Below are 17,088 nucleotides of genomic sequence, written 5' to 3'. Positions count from 1 at the left end.
TTTGCCATTTCCGCCGCGCTCTGATGTTTGTTTGCCGCTCGTGGTAAAGTAGGGGCCGATGAGCGACGCATCGTACATGAAGCAGGCGCTGCGATTGGCCTGGCGCGGTCAGGGACGGGTCGAGCCCAACCCGATGGTCGGCTGCGTCATCGTCCGCAACGGCAAAGTCGTCGGCCGGGGATATCACAAGCGTTTCGGCGGCGCCCATGCCGAAGTCGAAGCGCTGCGCGAAGCCGGCAAATCCGCCCGCGGCGCGACGGTCTACGTCACCCTCGAACCCTGCTGTCATCACGGCAAGACGCCCCCGTGTACGGACGCCCTCATCGCCGCCGGGGTCAAGCGCGTCGTCATCGGCTTCTTCGACCCGACGCCGTCGCGCTGCGGCGTCGGCGTGTCGCTCCTCGAAAAGGCCGGGATCGAAGTCGAGCGGCAGGCCGTCGACCCCGATGCCGCCCGGCTCGTCGAGCCCTTCACCAAGCGCGTGCTGACCGGTCTGCCCTTCGTCATCGCCAAGTGGGCCGCCACCATCGACGGCGCCATCGCCACGCGGACCGGCGACAGCAAATGGATCAGCAACGAGCGCTCCCGCCGCATCGTGCATCAGATGCGCGGCCGCGTCGACGCCGTCATGGTCGGCATCAGCACCGTCCTCGCCGATGACCCGATGCTCACCGCGCGCGATGTGCCCGTCCGCCGCGTCGCCCGCCGCCTCGTCGTCGATCCCAAACTCCGCACGCCCGACCAATGCAAGCTCCTCAAGTCGCTCGAGGAAGCTCCGCTGTCGATCGCCGTCGCAAAATCGGCGATGCGCGCCGAGGCGGCGAAAGTGAAGCGCTTCACCGAGGCGGGCGTCGAGATCGTGCCCCTGCCGATGCGCGGCAAGCGCGCCTTGGACATGCACACGCTCATGAAGCACATGGCGGACGTGCATGACGCGACGAACATCATGGTCGAAGGCGGGGGGTTCACGATCGGGTCGATCATGGATGAAAACCTCGTCGACGAGCTGCTCGTGTTCATCGCGCCCAAGTTATTGGGCGATCCCGATCGCCGGTCGGCGGTGCAGCTTGGCACGGCGGCCGAATGGATGAGCCGGGCGATGCCGCTGCATCTGCGGCAGGTCCGCCGCGTCGGTGAGGATGTGTGTCTGCGGTATCGGTTGCAATGACTGTGCCGATTGTGCCGGGGGCTGAGCGACGGGGAATCGGGGTTTGTAGGTAAAGTTCATATTCAGCCGGGCCGATCAATGGCATGGGTTCGTACAAAGTGCGTCCGCACCACGTGTGAGAAAAACGCGCCCATTCGGGCATTCGGTGGAGAAAATGACATGCACGCATCCATGAATCGTCACGCCGCCTCGCACCGCCGCGCGGGTTTCACGCTCGTCGAAATCCTCATCGTCGTGGTCATCCTCGGCATCCTCGCGGCGATCGTCATTCCGCAGTTCTCCAACGCCTCCAACACCGCCCGCACCAGCACGATGCTCGAACATCTGCGCGTGCTGCGCACGCAGCTTGGCGTCTATTACGTGCAGCACAATGAGACGTACCCGAAGGTTGAGCAGATGTGGGACGTGATGACCAAGAAGACCGACGCTGCCGGCAACGTCGTCGCCGACGGCCCGCTCGGGCCTTACCTCGAACGCGCCCCGCGCAATCAGTTCACCGAGAGCAGCACCGTCGTCGCCCCCGGCGCCGGCGCCGCCACCGATGGCTGGGAGTACAACGAAACCACCGGCGAACTCACCGCCGTCGGCTTCAACGAAAAGACCGGCGAATACACCGCCCCCGGCGACTCGGGCAACGGCGGGAATCCGTAATTCGGGGATCGAGGATCGGGGATCGGGGTCAAAACACGTGACCTTCCCCCCGTTTAGCGACGCCGCTTGGGGCGGGCTTCTTCTTCTCACTTGCTCCGAATCAACCGCGTTCGATCAATATTCATCACCCGGATCATCGGCTCGATCTCCGCCAGGAATCGTCGCCCGTCCTGCACATAGCCCGCGGTCGGTTTGATCGCCGGTTGATGCGAACGCCAGAACGCATTGAACCGCTCCATCAATAATTCGCGTGTGTATTTGGCGGTCATGCTCGCCAGCGCGGCCGGAAGATGGTTCGCATCGCACTTGACCTCGAAGCTGATCGTCATCGCTTTGTCGCCCCGGCGAATCGTGTACTTGCTGATGTCGTCGGATTCGTCGAGCAGGCGGAGTTCCGCGCCTTCGAAGATCATCTGCAAAAGCCGGTGATACACCTTGCGCCCGCCCTGCCGGTCGACGACGACATAGGGGTGATGCGCACCGTAGTGTTGCCAGATGTGCCAGAGATGCTGGCTGACGAAGGTCCAGGCGCACGACGCTTTGGAGCGCGTGGCGGCGACGATCTGGTTGAAGCGATCTTCATAGACGACCGCCGCCCGCACGTCGGCGACCTGCACGCCGGTCTGCTCGCAGGTGGTGCGCAGCATGGACTGCGCGATGGACAGGGCCGCCGCGTCGCCGCACATCGGCAGGGGGGGCCCGCCGGCGTCGTCGTGATACCAGAGCAGATTCGGCACGCGCGAATCATCTTCGTGTCCGATCGCACTCAGCCAATCGTCGAGCGTCGCCGCGGCGCGGCCGGCCTGATGGGCGAACGTGAGCACGCCGCGTTCCAGATGCCCCATCCCCGCCGCGGGGGTGTAGAGCTTTTTCGAGTCATTGACCGCGATCCGCCGGCGTTTATCCGAGGGCGACTTGCACACCGCCCCATGCAGGCGATCCCATAAGCATCCCGGGTCGCCCTCACCGTCCGCGTCCATCGTAAACACCGCGCGCGCGACGACGAATGGCCCGAACATGGGCCCGTACCCCGCTTCGTCAATCCCCGCATAAACGCGCAACGTGTTGCTCCGTTTATCGGCTTTTACCGTTTAGCGGTCGGGCAACGCCCGACGCTTCTTCTTCATCTTCGCATGTCGCGCCGCGCCCGTCACGAAGCGCGGGGCGATGCCCCGCCGCTAAACGGGGTGGTAAACGCCCAATGTTGCGGGCGCAATCCGTCCTTGATCGGATTGCGTTCAACGTATTCGATCGCGCGGCGAATGTCATCCTCCGTGTCGAGAAACACCTTCCAGCACCTCCGCACCCACGGCGTTGCAGCGGGCGGATGGAGATTCTCCGATTTCATTTGTTTCGTCGCCGCGCCTTTGAGTTGTCCGACGATGGTTTCGATTTTCTGCGCATGCCGCGCGACGACGAGATGGACGTGGTCGGGCATGATCGAACAGGCGTGAATGACGTAACCGGATTTTTCAATCGCCGAGGCGAACCCGCGCCCGATGGCACGGGCTTGGATGCCGTTGAAAATGACCGGCGCGAAACGCAGATCGCGCTTGGCGTTCAATCGCTGCGTTCGATCATGTTGCGTATGCGCCACGCTGCGGCGGACATGGGTTTTCGTGGCGTGTCCGTGACGGAGAAGGTCCCAGTTGCGGACGAAGTCGGACCACGAGCCGCGCGGGTCATTGGGGAGCCAGAACCCGTACGCCGCGAAAATGGCGTGAGACGCGAGAATCATGATGGGCCCCCTGTTTAGCGGTCGGGCAACGCCCGACGCTTCTTGTCTTAACGCTGCTCTCGTAATTTACCACAAATAAGAAGAAGCGCGGGGCGGTGCCCCGCCGCTAAACGGGGAGGCGGCATAACATTGGGACATGCCTGTTTCCCGCGGGAAAGTCCTGGTGGCGATGTCCGGCGGCGTCGATTCGTCCGTGGCGGCGGCGATGCTCATGCGCGACGGCTACGACGTCGTCGGCTGCTTCATGCGCCTCGGATCGCCCGGAGAATCCCTCGCTCAAACCGAGGCGTGCGACCCTCATGTCAAAATCGGCCATCAGGGCTGCTGCTCGATCAACGATGCGAAAGACGCTCAGCACGTGGCGGCCAAACTCGGCGTCGGGTTCTACGTGCTCAACTTCAAGCGCGATTTCGGGCGGATCATCGACTACTTCGCCGCCGAGTACAACGCCGGGCGGACGCCCAATCCCTGCGTCCGCTGCAATGACTGGCTCAAGTTCGGCAAACTCGCCGACTACGCCCGGTCGATCGACGCCGACTTCGTCGCTTCGGGACACTACGCGCGCGTTCAAACGATCGACGGGAAGCCCGCCCTCCTGCGCGGCGTCGATCACACGAAGGATCAAAGCTACGTCTTGTTCGGCGCGCCCCCGGAAAAACTCGCGAAGATGCTGCTCCCCGTCGGCGGGTATCACAAGCGGGAGATCCGGGCGCTGGCCAAAGAGTTTGATCTGCCCGTGTTCGACAAGCCCGATTCGCAGGAGATCTGCTTCGTGCCCGACATGGACTACGCCCGCGTCGTCAAAGCCAAGACGCCCGGCGGGTTCGCCCCCGGAAGTATTTGCGACATGGACGGCCGCGAGGTCGGGCAACATGAAGGCCATCAGCATTTCACCATCGGCCAACGCCGCGGCGTCGGCGTCGCGCTGGGCTACCCCATCTATGTCGTCGGCAAGGATGCGGCCAGCAACACCATCACCGTCGGCCCGCGCGAAGCACTGGCGACGACCTGGTGCACGGCGGATCAAATGAACTGGCTCATCGACCCGCCGCAAACCCCGCGGCGATGCACGGCCAAGATTCGTTACAACGCGGTTCCGGTCCCGGCGACGGTGCAAGTCGAAGGCGATCGGATGATCGTGCGCTTTGACGCCCCGCAGGACGCGGTCGCGCCGGGGCAGGCGGTCGTGTGTTATGACGGCGAGCGCGTGCTGGGCGGCGGGTGGATCGCGGCGTCAGGGCGGTGAGACAACAAAAAAGGCGTCCGGTTTTCGCCGGACGCCCAAACATGGGCATCGCGGGGGGCACGATGCCCGTGGTCTGAGAGCGGCATGGGGGACGTCATGCCGCTAACATCGCGAGGCACAAGGAGATGGGGTTTGGGTAGCGCCTCGCGTGACCGCTGTTTTTACGCGGGGCTTACAAAAAAGTTCGGGTGAAAGCGGGGGGCGAGCCGATCAGGGAGGGATAACCCTAACGGTTGGACCGTTTTGGCATAAATCGGACCTCGGATGTGCCAACCTGGCACGCACGATAGACTTACCGCGGGGCGGTTTTCCACAATTGTGGAAAAAATATCTTCGCCGGACTCTATGCAGACCGATGTTCATAAGGTATAAATGAGGGCGGAGATGCGATGTGATCGGCGAACGGAACGACTCCAGCGTGGAAAGAGATTTTTCCCCTGTGGGGTGCAACTTCTGGCCGGTTGGCGCAACTAAGTCTGTGACGAGAATGTGTTTGAGGCATGGCCTCGTCATGGATGGGCAAAGCCCCGGTCCGATGGATGGCACGAAGATTGCCGGACGATCCATGACCGATTGATGGCAAACTTTCGCTGCGGAGCAGCGTACAACCCACGGTGGGCGGCGACGGAACTGCCTGTAGACCCACTGGAGATTCGCAATGCGTACGACTTTCAAGACCGATTCCCCCCTGGACCAAATGCGCCGCCGGCGGACCGTGGCCCTCAAGCCCTCGGCCAAGGGACTCAGCCCGCTGGAGCAGGAGCAGCTTAAGGCCATCCTTGACGAGCCGATGGACTACGTCACCGATGTCGCTTTCAGCAAGTCCAACGCCCAGAAGAAGCTCTTCGACGAGGCGCCGGAGATTCCCAAGCCCAACACGAGTTGGTATCACCCGGTGATGGAGGATCTCTCCAGCACGCCGAACATGAAGAGCGTCGTCAACGTGGTCCTGACCGCCAAGCAGGAACAGGCCCTGTTCCTTCAGTTCAACTACGCCCGCTACCGCGTGGCGAAGCTGCAGAAGGCCATCGGCGACAAGCCCGTCACCGACAAGCAGGCCGCCGAACTGCTCGAGTGGTACAACCTCTCGCGCAAGCTGCGGGATCAGATCGCTCAGTCCAACCTCGCGCTGGTGCTGGCGATGGCCAAGCGCGTCCGTCACAGCGACATGGACTTCGCCGACCTGATTTCCGAAGGGAACATGGCCCTGCTCCGCGCGATTGACAAGTTCAATGTCGCCCGCGGGTTCAAGTTCTCGACCTACGCCTGCCGCGCGATCCTCAAGGCCTTCTCCCGCTCGGGCATGAAGCACAGCCAGTACCGGCAGCTTTTCCCGACGGACTTCGACCCGGCCCTGGAGCGCAGCGACTTCACCCGTCGCAAGTTCGACGAGCATGAAGGCGACTGCGCCGACGAAGTGAGCCGCATCGTGCGGGACAACCGGGCCGAGCTGACGGACGTGGAGCTATCGGTGATCAATCACCGCTTCGCCCTCAACCGGCGCGAGGACGACAACTCCGTCCCGCTGACCCTCGAGCAGGTGGGCCAGATCGTCGGCCTCACCAAGGAGCGCGTCCGACAGATCCAGAACAAGGCCCTGGAAAAGATCCGCACCACGCTCGAAGAGTCCTTCATCGACGGCCAGAAGCCCGAGGAAATCCTCGAAATCGAAAAGGCCGCCCGGTAAGCCGGATTTTCATCCCAAACCCCTCAAGGCCCGACCTTTACGGTCGGGCTTTTTGTTTAGCCGCGAGCCATCGGCGAGCGCTTCTCCCCCAAGCGCTCGCCTTCGGCTCGCGGCTAAACGGGGGAGTGATTTTTCGATTTTCCCCTTCCAACTTTCCCCCGAACCGTCATATTCATTCGGACCACCTTCCGGGCTGGGGTTATTGCATGGCGATGGACAAACGTGATCGTGTGGATGAATTCGTTCGGCTCTTCACCGAGTTCGAGCCGCGGGTTCACGCCTACGTCCTCTCGCTCGTGCCCGACTGGACCGAGGCGGAGGAAGTCCTTCAGGAAACCAACGCCGTGCTCTGGCAGAAGTTCGACGACTTTGAGCCCGGGAGCAATTTCTTCGCATGGGCGTGTCAGATCGTTCGCTACAAAGTGCTCGAACATCAGCGCCGCCGGGCCCGCACGGGCATGCACTTAAGCGAACAGGCGATGGAAGCGATCGAATCGAACACGATCGACATGGCTGACGAACTGGGCGCCCGTCAGCGGGCGCTTTCAAGTTGTCTGGCGAAGCTGAGCCCCGCCGACCGCGACCTGATCGAGCAGCGGTACGCCGAGGGGGCGACGACGCAATCCGTCGCCCGATCCGTCGGCCGCTCGGTTGACGCGATCTACAAGGCGGTCAACCGCATTCGCCGCGCGCTGGGCGAATGCGTCTCGCGCGCGATGCGTCTGGAGGGCGAAGCATGAACAGCCGCCTCGCCGAGTTGATCGACGTGCTGTGCGACCGCCCGTTGTCGCCGGACAGGGTCGCCGAACTGGATGCGCTTCTGCTGGCCGACCCGCAGTCGACGCGCGACTACATCCGCGCGATTCATCTGCACGCCACACTGACCCGCCACGTGCGGAACCAGACGCTTCGGCTCAAAGCCGCCTCAGCGTCGGCGTGGCGCGCTGCGGACGACTCCCCGACGCCGACGCTGAGCGGCGCCTCGCCGCGAAGCGTCTGGTACCTCGCCGCGCTGATCATGCTCGCCGCCGCGCTGACTTATGTCTTCCTGCCTTCCACTCCCCACTCCCAACTCCCCACGCCGCACTCCGCCGCCCCGGCGACTTACGCCATCCTCAGCGACCTCTCCCCCGACGCCGCGTTCGCCGATGGCGACCTCCCCCTCGGCGAAGGCCTCACCGCCCCGATCAAACTCACCGCCGGCCGCGCGCAGCTCATGTTCAAATCCTCCGCCGTCGTCGACCTGACCGGCCCTTGCGAATTTCAGATGACCGGGCCCAACCGGGGGCGCCTCACGTCTGGGAAGCTTGAGGCATACTGCCGCCCCGAAGCACATGGGTTCACGGTCGATCTGCCCGACGGGTCGTCCCTCATCGACCTGGGCACGAAGTTCAGCGTCGATCTGAACGTGCAGCAGGTCCGCATCGCCGAGGGAAGCGTGCGGCTGATCGATCCCGCCCGCTTCATCAATGCCGTGCTGCATCAGGGGCAGACCGCGGTCATGGATGCGACGGCGGGCGGATGGACGAGCAGCCGCCCCGTCGAGCTGGCGGACGGCGGGTTCGAATCGGAAGCGGATCACGATGCGTGGATCATGGACGGCGTGCTGCTGCGTCAAAGCGCGGCGCGGCTGCGTCCGCATGCCGGCGAGCGCATGATCGCGTTTTACTCAGGCGGTCCGACCCGGCCGCAGCTTGTGCGAATCCTCCGCACGTCGCCGGGTAAAACCTACGAACTGAATTTCCATCTGGCGCGACAGACCGGCAGTGGACAGCCGATCCTGCAAGTCGACGTCTTCGACGCCGCGAGCACGCCCGACCGCGCCGCGGTCGGCGACCTGGCGCACGAGCGCTTCTTCGCCGATGCTCCGATGAATCAATGGACCGAGGCGCGGACCGTGCGATTCGTCGCCCGTTCGAGCGATACGTGTCTGCGATTCATCGAAGCGGCCGACTCGCCGACCCGCGATGTGGACGTGTTTCTGGACGACGTCTCCCTGAACATATTTGAATCGCTCGCCGATTCGGCGGGCGTCCTGTCGGAACCCACCCCCGATCCATCCTCTGTGAAAGGAGCAGAAAAGTGAACGTGCATTTCATCCGAATCGGTAGTCTGGCCCTGGTGCTGGCGGCGATGAGCACCGTCGCGCCGGCGGCGATCATCACCAACGGCGACTTCGACAGCTACACTTCGCCGACCGACGGCGCCGCGATCAGCTCGCTCTCGCCCGCCTCGTGGGTCGGCAACAATTCCAACGTGCAGTACAAGACCGCCGCCGGGCCCGGCAACGTGGTGGTCGCGCAGTCCGGCACCGGCTTTCTGGCCATCTTCGGCACCGTCACCGGCAACAACGCCTATCAGACCTTCTCCACGCTCGCGACCGGCAGCTACACGCTGACGTTCTTCCTGACGCGGCAGAACACCAACACGCCGACCGTGACCGTCGATGTGTTTGACGGCACGAACCAGGCCGTGACCCCTTTGAGCACCGGCGCCTTCAGCCCCAGCGGCGCGGCGGGCAACTGGACGCAGAAGACGCTCAACTTCACCGCCGCCTCCGCCACCACCACGATCCGCTTCAAGGACACCGGCTCCACCAGCAGCGTCGACCTGTTCATCGACAACGTCGTCGTCACCGGCCCCTCGCCCGTCACCGTGCCGACGCCCGCGGCGTTGCCGGCCGGCTTGGCCCTCGCGGGCGCGCTGATGATGCGCCGCCGTAAATGAATCACGCACCGCGCCATCTCGATCATCATTTCGCGGCGGGGCTTTTTCACCGTGAGCATGTCGAACGGGCCCCGCGCGGCTTGATGCGCGCGCCTTCGAGGCGGGGTGACTTAAGTCACCCCGCCGTGCTCGATGCGCAACATGGCTTCACCCTCATCGAACTCCTCGTCGTCGTCGCCATCATCGCGATGCTCATTTCCATTCTCCTGCCGGCGATGAGCAATGCCCGCGAGCTGGCGCGACGGACGGTCTGCGCGAGCAATCTGCACCAGCAGGGCGTGGGCATCATCGCCTTCTCCGGCGATTACCACCTCAGCACCCCGCCGGCCATCGTCAATCAGCAGAACAACAGCGTCGGGTTCGAGTCGGCCTGGCTCAAGCAGGCGTCCAAACACCCCGAGTTCGGTTACTACGCCGGGCTGGGCATCCTCATCCATTTCAACTACGCCCCCAGCGACGCGATCGCCTACTGTCCGTCCCATGTGCTCAAATACTGGGTCGCACCGGGCGTCATCCACCCCGTCTATACGGGCATCATGGGCTTCATCCAACCCGAGAGCAAAATCCCGCCCGCCGTCGGATCCATGTCGGTGACCTACGGGTACCGCGGCTCCATCGATGCGCCCAAATACCGACCGGCGAACCTGAGCACCGATCCCGCCGCCATGCCCCTCTGCGCCGACAGCTTCGGCCTCCAGCGACAGGCCCACGAAAAGGGCTACAACGTGCTCAAAGTCGGCGGCAGCGTCACCTTCGCCGACGACCCCAACGACAAAATCCTCAGCTACGGCGTGATCAACGCCGGGGCGGCGGGATACCTCATGCAGGAGCAGCTCTGGCGGGGCATCCTCAGCCAGTGACGCCGCTCTGTCATCGAATCCGGCCGTTCGACGCCGCAAACTCGTCCCGCCGCCCGGCCATATCCGCCGCCGCGCGGGACCCTCGCCGTCCGCGGGTGTTCCGCGAACGGGAGAATTTGAGAATCCGATTTCGAGAAAGGATCGTACCGTATGCCGCGTTCAAACCGAATCATTTGTGCATGCCTGGCCCTTGCGATGGTCCTCGGCCTCGGCGCCGTCGCACCGGCCCGGGCGGCGCTGATCGTCACCTCCGACTTCAACCCCAATCTCAACGGCTCGGGCACGTTCACGATCGGCAATAAAATCCAGATCGGCGCATCGGCGATCACCATCAACGCACTGGGCGTTCAGGACACCGGCGCCAACGGCATCATCGCCAACACCAAGGTCGGGCTCTGGACGACCGGCGGCACGCTCCTGGCGTCGGTGACGGTCCCCAGCGGCGCCGGCAGCACGCTGATCGACGATTACCGCTACGTGCTGCTGGGATTCTCCATCACCCTCACCGCCAACACCCAGTACATCATCGGCGCCGAGTCGGCCACCAACGGCACGAAGGAAAACGCCGGCGACGGATTCAGCGTGGGCGGCTACTACTCCGGCGGCACCGGCGTGACCCTTGTGGATTCGCGCTTCATCGCCGGCAGTCTCGCCATGCCGACCACCACCGCCACGCCCACGGCACGCTGGGGCCCCGGCAACGCGACGCTCATCATCCCCGCGCCCGCGGCGCTGCCGGCGGGGGCGGCGCTGTTGATCCTGTCCAACCTGCGCCGCCGTACGACACGGCTCACGGCCGGCGACCGCCGCGCGTGATCGATGTCCGCCTGTGCGCGGCCGGTCCGCGCCGACCGCGAAACGCTCATCGAAGGGAGCGTGTGACTTGGCGAGTCTCCATGCAGGAATCGTCAAACGCCCGAAGCATGTTCAGCGTAGCAAGACGACGCGATGCCGCGGCCGATCCCTGCATGGTTTCACGTTGATCGAACTGCTCGTCGGCGGAGTTCCGTCGGCGATTTTTCACCTGCCGGGCGCATCGTGATGTCGCAATTCGCGCACGGGGATGGCCAATTTGCCACGGGGGTGCGCACACGTTTCTGTAAGTCCTTATTCGGTCGCGCACCAGCGCGCCGGGGCCTCCGCGCCGGTGCGCACGGGCGGGCCTGTGCGCGCGGTTTGCCGGGTGAAAAGCGAATAAAACGGCGATTCTGATGCGGAAATGGGGCGACGCTTCGGACGTGCGGCGGAGCGAAGTGTTGCCGCGCCGGTGCGAATGGGCAATGGGCCACGGGCGGGGCGACTATTGGTGTAATCCCTGAGGGGTGAATTTTGTGAGATTTGGTCGGTTGGGCCTATTTTCATATAGCGGCCGGTTCGGCGCTGAATGAGGCATTCATGGATCAGATTCCGCACACCGAGCAGTTCGTCGCCGACCTGACGGCTTACCAGAGCCGGCTTTACGCGTATATCTGCGCGATCATGGGCGGGGCGGATCAGGCGCATGATGTGCTTCAGGAAACGAATATGGTGCTCTGGCGGAAGGCGGGGGAGTTTGAGCCGGGCACGGATTTCGGGGCTTGGGCGGCGAAAATCGCGTATTTTCAAGTGCTGGCCCATCGCAAACGCCGGTCGGGGGATCGGCATGTGTTCAGCGACGATCTCTTGGTGGACATCGCTGACGAGTTCGACCGGCAGAACCCGACGATCGACGAGCGTCAGACGGCGCTGCGGCAGTGCATGGACAAGCTGCCGGCGATGGAGCGGGACATGGTCCGCCAGCGCTACGAAGCGGGCGGATCGGTCAAGCGCATCGCGGCTCAGATCGGTCGGTCGGTCGGGGCGGTGTCGCAGTCGCTGTATCGGATTCGGGCGGCGCTGGCGGAGTGCGTCGAGCGGACGATCACGGGGGGTGAATCATGAACGATCACGACCCCAAGGCGGCTGAAGCGCTGCGCCCGCTGCTGATCGGGCTCGTCGAAGGCACGCTCACCGCGATGCAGGCCGTCGAGCTTGACACGCTGTTGCGACACGACCCCGAAGCCCGCCGGCGGTACGTGCGGTTCATCACGGTCGATGCCCTCCTGCACTGGCAGCACGCCCCGATGCCGATTCCGGCGGGTCGGCCGATCGCCAAGCCCAGCGTGGCGGTCGGCTCGCGGCGATTCGTATGGCGCTCCGTCGCCGCGGTCGGTGCGCTGGCGGCTGCGGTGGCGCTGATGGTTGCACTCAACTTCGCGACCCAACCCCGGCCGATCGATCCGACGCAGACCTTCATCGCCAACCCCTCCGCCATCGCCATGCTCAGCGACCTGTCCGACGATGCACAGTTCACCGACGAGATGGCGAACCTGGCGCTGGGTGCGGACCTGCAGGCCGGTCGGCTCAAGCTCGCGCGCGGGTCGGCCCAGCTCATGTTCCGCGGCGGGGCGGTGGTGGACCTGATGGGGCCGTGCGATTTTGAAATGACCGGCCCCGGCCGCGGACGCCTCACGCGGGGCCAGCTCAGTACGTATGTCCCCCCCGAAGCACGCGGGTTCACGATCAGCGGGCCCAACGGCGTGGAAGTCATCGACCTGGGCACGCGCTTCGTCATGCGGGCCGATTCGACCGGCGCGATGCGCGTCGATGTCGTCGAGGGCCGGGTGGCGATCGCGGTTGACGGCAAGGTGCGGGATTTATTGACGCTGGGGCAGTCGTGGTCGATGTTCAGCACGGCCGAGGGCATGCTCGTCTCGGCGGGGCGTGTCGTGTCGGTCGGGCTCAACTTCGGCGCGGACCAGCAGGCGATCGGCGAAGACGAGTCCGCCGGTCACCCCTGGGTCGCGCAGTCGCATTGGAACAATCTGTTGGGCCCCGCGGGCACGCAGACGAACCTCACGGATCAGAGCGGGGCCAACACCGGCATGACCGTCACCTGGTCCGGCGCCGCCAAGACGTTCGCCCTGCCCGGTGCGGCGACAACCGGGTCGGACAAGGTGATGAAGGGCTATCTGGATTCTTCGGATCGCTCGACGACGACGATCCGCGTGTCGAACATTCCGCTGGGCGACTACGACGTGTACGTCTACTTCGACGGCGACAACGGCCCGTCATGGCGCGTCGCGCAGTTCACGATCGACGATACGACGTTCGAAGGCGAGGACTCGGAAAATCGCGATTACCTGACGACCGCCAAGGCGCTTCAGATGGCGCTTCCCGGGGCGGGCGATAGCAACAAGCCCTATGAGGAACGCTTCGATTATCGCAACACGTCGGGCAACAACGGCGAGGGCAACTTCGTGGTGTTCGCGCACCGCAGCGGCGATCAGTTCGTGTTGACCGCCGTGCCCGGCCGCAGCAACTCGACCCCGCGTGCGCCGATCAACGCCATTCAGATCGTCGGACATCTCGCCGGCGATTCGCATCCCGTCGACAGCACCACACGCGTGAGCGGCATTGAGATACCCGCTGACGCGAGGACGAACTGAGGAAACCCCATTTTGGACGGAGGACTTTCACCTATGCAACGCCAAACCCGCATCATCTTCGCACTGTTCGCCGGCGCGTTCGCCGCCGGTTCCCTCCAGGCCTCCACCTACAACCAGATGATTCTCGCCGACAACCCGATCGGCTACTGGCAGTTCAATGAAACGAGCGGCTCCTCCGCCGCCGATTCATCGACCAATGCCAACACCGCGACCTACAACAGCGTCGGCCTCGGCGCTCAATCCGCCAGTCTCCGCCTCGGCACCGCCGGCGCGTTCAATGGGTCCTCCAGCAACGTGCGCATTCCCGACATCGCCGCTTACGACATGGGCACCGGCGCGTTCAGCGTCGAGTTCTGGTACCAGACCAATTCCGACAGCCGCGGCGACCTGTTCACTTACAAAGGCACCGGCGGCGACTTCGGCATTCACTCCAATTCGCAGGGCGATCCCGCCGGGTTCAACAGCTCGGTGAGCGTGTATCACGGCGCCTTCATCACGCAGGGCGGCGCCGAGCGCCCGCTCTGGCATCACGTCGTCTATACCCGCGCCGGCACGGGGGCGAATCAGGCGACGCTTTACGTGGACGGCATCGCCGCGTCGGTTGGGACGGATACCCAGACGATGAACATCGTCAACGACATCCTCATCGGCTCCAACCACAACGGCAGCCCCTCCAGTCCCAACACCTTCCTCAACGGCACCATCGACGAAGTCGCCATTTACAATAAGGCGCTCAGCGCCGATGCCGTGCGGGCGCATTTCCTGTCCGCGCTCGGCACCAGCATCGGCATCAACTTCGGCTCCGATCAGCAGGCGCTGGCCGCCTCCGACGTCGCCGGCCACGTCAGCGTCGAGCAGGCCAACTGGAACAATGCCGCCGGCGCCTCCGGGTCCGTGGCGAATCTCGTGAGCAACCTCAACGTCAACACCGGCGCGGCCGTCTCATGGTCCGGCTCCACCAACACCTTCGCCATCGGCGGCACCGCGACCAACGGCGATCAGAAAATGATGAAGGGCTACCTCGATACGTCCAGCTCCTCGACCACCAGCGTCACCGTCTCCAACATCGCCTTCCACAACTATGACGTCTACGTCTACTTCGACGGGTCCAACGGCAATGAATGGCGCAAAGGCACCTACACCATCGCCGGCTTCGGCACGCAGGACGGCGAAGACTCCGAGAACCGCGATTTCATCACCGATGTCAACGACAACGCCTTCCAGCTTCCCGTCCCGACCGGCACGGGCAATCTCGCCTACGCCGAACGCATCGACTACTGGAACACCGCCGGCAACAACGATGAGGGCAACTTCCTGGTGTTCCACAACGTCACCGGTTCGAGCTTCACGCTGACCGCGCTCGCCGGGGCGCACGGCAACACGAACGGCAACGCCGGCCGCGCCCCGATCAACGGCATCCAGATCGTCGGCGTCGTCCCCACGCCCGCCGCGCTGCCCGCCGGACTGGCTCTGATCGGACTGCTCGCGCTGCGGCGCGACCGATGAAAAGTTGAAAATCGTCGCAGGATGACATGAGAAACCGCACTCGATGAAAGGTTGGAAAATGGCTCGCAACAAGACCCGCATCGTGACCGCACTGGCAGCAACGCTGATGGCCGCCCCTTCGCTTTTCGCCTCCGCGATCAGCATCAACTTCACCGGCGGCGGAGCCAACGGCACCGGCACGGTCACGGGGACAGCCGGCGTGGCGGGCGTCGGCAACTGGAACAACGTCGCCAACGCATCGGGCTCGAGCATCGCCCTCAACGACAGCACCGGCGCCGCAAGCGGCGCGTCCATCACCACCTTCACCTCCAACGGCGTCTACGCCACGACCGTCACCAACAACGGCTCCAGCGCTTCGCTCATGAAGGGCTACCTCGACGACACCGGCACCGCCGGCAACACGAGCGTCACCGTCGCGTCCATCCCCTACAGCAGCTACATCGTCGTCGGTTACGTCGGCTCCGACGCCTCTGGCCGCACCGGCTCCATCAACATCGGCGGAACCACCTACTTCTACAGCACGCTCAACAACTATCCCTCCAACGGCTTCGTCCGCACCACCGACACGAGCGGTACCAACCCCAGCGCCAACTACGCCGTGTTCACCAACCAGACTGCTTCGAGCTTCACGCTCACCAACACGCGCAACAGCAACAACACCGGACTGCACGGCCTGCAGATCATCGACACCTCGCAGGGCACGGGCTTCGGCGTCAACTTCATCGGCGGCTCCAGCACCGCGGGCAACAACAACGGCGTCGTCAACGCCTACGCCGGCGCCGGTCAGTATGCACAGGCCTATTGGAACAACGTCGCCCCGCGCGGCACGAACACCGGCACGATCGGAGCCGGCTCCGTCCTGGACCGGCAGGGCAACGCACTGGGCTCCACCACCGTGTCCTGGTCGACGACCAACACCTGGGGCGAGACGCAGGCCGACACGTCCGTCCCCGCCAATGACGACTTCGCCCTGATGAAGGGCTACCTTGACGACTCGGGATCCGGCTCGACCGTGACGGTCAACAGCGTCGGACTGGCGCAGTACGATGTCGTCGTGTACGTGGCGGGCGATCAGAATACCGTCGGGCAAGTCGATGGGCAGTACTGGCTGGAAACGACCGGCGGCACCGTCATCACCAACAAATCCAATATCCGCGAAGGCACCAATGGCTCGGGTACATTCGCGGGTGTCTATCAGGGCGGACAGGCCACCGCCGCCACGACCAGCAATGCGCCGACCGGCAACTATGTGGTGTTTCACGGCGTGACGGCGACGGACTTCGTGCTCCGTGCCGCCAAGACCACAGGCAACCGCGCCCCGCTCAACGGGTTCCAGGTCTACCAGACCAACAATCCCTCGATCGCCATCAACTTCGTCGGCGGCGGGAACGGCACCGCCGGCACCCCGGCGTCGATGAACGTCCAGGAAATCGCCGGCGTCATCGGGCAGTCGCACTGGAACCAGGTCGCCAACAACGGCTCGACCACCACCGGCGGCGCACAGAGCGGTTCGTCCCTCGACCTCGTCGACAGTCTGGGCGCGACGACGACCGCCGACGTGTCATGGACGAGCGGCAACACGTACAACGTGACCAACGGTTCGACGGCGGGCGACAACCGCATGCTGGCCGGGTACCTGGACAATCACGGGACCGTCAACGTCTCGCAGATTCAGTACTCGTATTACGACGTATACGTCTACACCGACTCGGATCGCCCCACGAACGTCTCGGATACGTACAAGCTCACCGATGCGTTGAGCAATCTGTTCACCGCGGTGAGCGTGGAAGGAACGTTCGACGGCATTCTCACGCAGGGCCGGGATTATGTCGTATTTCATAACATCACCGGCTCGACGTTCAGTCTCACCAGCACGCAGTTGAGCGGCAACGGGGCCGGTCCGATCAACGGGATTCAGATCGTCGCCGTGCCGACGCCCGCCGCGCTGCCGGCGGGGATCGCGCTGATCGGTTTGGTCCTGATGCGCCGACGCAAATGAGACAACGACGAATCCATCCCGAAGCGCATTTCGCGGCGG

At 64.3% G+C, this 17,088-nt stretch carries 15 protein-coding genes; 13 read left to right on the top strand and 2 right to left on the bottom strand.

Translation table 11 applies throughout. The features are described from left to right. Window positions 1-58 precede the first annotated feature (58 nt). Entirely contained in the window at window positions 59-1,168 is a 1,110-nt protein-coding gene (gene ribD / locus GC162_19280) for a bifunctional diaminohydroxyphosphoribosylaminopyrimidine deaminase/5-amino-6-(5-phosphoribosylamino)uracil reductase RibD (GenBank protein ID MBI1370784.1), read from the top strand. Window positions 1,169-1,339: 171 nt separating this feature from the next. Further along, entirely contained in the window at window positions 1,340-1,819 is a 480-nt protein-coding gene (locus GC162_19275; protein ID MBI1370783.1) for a prepilin-type N-terminal cleavage/methylation domain-containing protein, read from the top strand. 86 nt (window positions 1,820-1,905) lie between these two features. Here the strand turns inward: GC162_19275 and GC162_19270 are convergent, their stop codons facing one another. Continuing rightward, entirely contained in the window at window positions 1,906-2,880 is a 975-nt protein-coding gene (locus GC162_19270) for a hypothetical protein (protein MBI1370782.1), read from the bottom strand. 89 nt (window positions 2,881-2,969) lie between these two features. Further along, window positions 2,970-3,557 carry a hypothetical protein gene (locus tag GC162_19265; GenBank protein ID MBI1370781.1) on the bottom strand — a complete coding sequence of 196 codons (588 nt, stop codon included), beginning with the start codon at window positions 3,555-3,557 and terminating at the stop codon, window positions 2,970-2,972. Window positions 3,558-3,693: 136 nt separating this feature from the next. Between GC162_19265 and mnmA the strand changes: the two genes are divergently transcribed. The 11 genes from mnmA (at window position 3,694) to GC162_19210 (ending at window position 17,049) form a co-directional block, all read left to right on the top strand. Beyond that, window positions 3,694-4,803, top strand: a complete 1,110-nt coding sequence (gene mnmA / locus GC162_19260) for a tRNA 2-thiouridine(34) synthase MnmA (protein ID MBI1370780.1) — start codon at window positions 3,694-3,696, stop codon at window positions 4,801-4,803. A 658-nt stretch (window positions 4,804-5,461) separates the two neighbouring features. After that, window positions 5,462-6,490 carry a sigma-70 family RNA polymerase sigma factor gene (locus GC162_19255; GenBank protein ID MBI1370779.1) on the top strand — a complete coding sequence of 343 codons (1,029 nt, stop codon included), beginning with the start codon at window positions 5,462-5,464 and terminating at the stop codon, window positions 6,488-6,490. 206 nt (window positions 6,491-6,696) lie between these two features. After that, the gene (locus GC162_19250) at window positions 6,697-7,230 is read left to right on the top strand and encodes a sigma-70 family RNA polymerase sigma factor (GenBank protein MBI1370778.1); all 534 of its coding nucleotides are present in this window, start codon (window positions 6,697-6,699) and stop codon (window positions 7,228-7,230) included. Then, entirely contained in the window at window positions 7,227-8,576 is a 1,350-nt protein-coding gene (locus GC162_19245; protein MBI1370777.1) for a hypothetical protein, read from the top strand. The genes GC162_19250 and GC162_19245 overlap by 4 nt, the downstream gene beginning before the upstream one ends. Continuing rightward, complete coding sequence (locus GC162_19240) at window positions 8,573-9,217, top strand: DUF642 domain-containing protein (GenBank protein MBI1370776.1); 645 nt, start codon at window positions 8,573-8,575, stop codon at window positions 9,215-9,217. Before GC162_19245 ends, GC162_19240 begins: the two co-directional genes overlap by 4 nt. Window positions 9,218-9,342: 125 nt before the next feature. Continuing rightward, window positions 9,343-10,077 carry a prepilin-type N-terminal cleavage/methylation domain-containing protein gene (locus tag GC162_19235; GenBank protein ID MBI1370775.1) on the top strand — a complete coding sequence of 245 codons (735 nt, stop codon included), beginning with the start codon at window positions 9,343-9,345 and terminating at the stop codon, window positions 10,075-10,077. A gap of 150 nt (window positions 10,078-10,227) precedes the next feature. Further along, a complete protein-coding gene (locus GC162_19230) occupies window positions 10,228-10,893 on the top strand; it encodes a hypothetical protein (protein ID MBI1370774.1) in 666 nt (221 codons plus the stop codon). A 579-nt stretch (window positions 10,894-11,472) separates the two neighbouring features. Continuing rightward, a complete protein-coding gene (locus GC162_19225; GenBank protein MBI1370773.1) occupies window positions 11,473-11,997 on the top strand; it encodes a sigma-70 family RNA polymerase sigma factor in 525 nt (174 codons plus the stop codon). Further along, entirely contained in the window at window positions 11,994-13,544 is a 1,551-nt protein-coding gene (locus tag GC162_19220; protein ID MBI1370772.1) for a hypothetical protein, read from the top strand. The genes GC162_19225 and GC162_19220 overlap by 4 nt, the downstream gene beginning before the upstream one ends. A gap of 33 nt (window positions 13,545-13,577) precedes the next feature. Further along, complete coding sequence (locus tag GC162_19215) at window positions 13,578-15,050, top strand: hypothetical protein (GenBank protein MBI1370771.1); 1,473 nt, start codon at window positions 13,578-13,580, stop codon at window positions 15,048-15,050. A 58-nt stretch (window positions 15,051-15,108) separates the two neighbouring features. Beyond that, window positions 15,109-17,049 (top strand): hypothetical protein, encoded by a 1,941-nt coding sequence (locus GC162_19210; GenBank protein ID MBI1370770.1) that lies wholly within the window; start codon window positions 15,109-15,111, stop codon window positions 17,047-17,049. The last annotated feature ends 39 nt before the right edge of the window (window positions 17,050-17,088 follow it).

Source organism: Planctomycetota bacterium, assembly GCA_016125255.1.
In the GTDB taxonomy this organism is placed as follows: domain Bacteria; phylum Planctomycetota; class Phycisphaerae; order Phycisphaerales; family Zrk34; genus RI-421.
The sequence above is the reverse complement of the archived record's forward strand: the minus strand, read 5'-3'. Positions and strand labels throughout refer to the sequence as shown.

Bases quoted from the DNA above. Each gene is read 5' to 3' on its own strand.
- GC162_19210 (MBI1370770.1), top strand. From the start codon at position 15,109: ATGGCTCGCAACAAGACCCGCATCGTGACCGCACTGGCAGCAACGCTG.
- GC162_19225 (MBI1370773.1), top strand. From the start codon at position 11,473: ATGGATCAGATTCCGCACACCGAGCAGTTCGTCGCCGACCTGACGGCT.
- GC162_19250 (MBI1370778.1), top strand. From the start codon at position 6,697: ATGGCGATGGACAAACGTGATCGTGTGGATGAATTCGTTCGGCTCTTC.
- GC162_19230 (MBI1370774.1), top strand. From the start codon at position 10,228: ATGCCGCGTTCAAACCGAATCATTTGTGCATGCCTGGCCCTTGCGATG.
- GC162_19255 (MBI1370779.1), top strand. From the start codon at position 5,462: ATGCGTACGACTTTCAAGACCGATTCCCCCCTGGACCAAATGCGCCGC.
- GC162_19265 (MBI1370781.1), bottom strand. From the start codon at position 3,557: ATGATTCTCGCGTCTCACGCCATTTTCGCGGCGTACGGGTTCTGGCTC.
- GC162_19215 (MBI1370771.1), top strand. From the start codon at position 13,578: ATGCAACGCCAAACCCGCATCATCTTCGCACTGTTCGCCGGCGCGTTC.
- GC162_19220 (MBI1370772.1), top strand. From the start codon at position 11,994: ATGAACGATCACGACCCCAAGGCGGCTGAAGCGCTGCGCCCGCTGCTG.
- GC162_19275 (MBI1370783.1), top strand. From the start codon at position 1,340: ATGAATCGTCACGCCGCCTCGCACCGCCGCGCGGGTTTCACGCTCGTC.
- mnmA (MBI1370780.1), top strand. From the start codon at position 3,694: ATGCCTGTTTCCCGCGGGAAAGTCCTGGTGGCGATGTCCGGCGGCGTC.
- GC162_19245 (MBI1370777.1), top strand. From the start codon at position 7,227: ATGAACAGCCGCCTCGCCGAGTTGATCGACGTGCTGTGCGACCGCCCG.
- ribD (MBI1370784.1), top strand. From the start codon at position 59: ATGAGCGACGCATCGTACATGAAGCAGGCGCTGCGATTGGCCTGGCGC.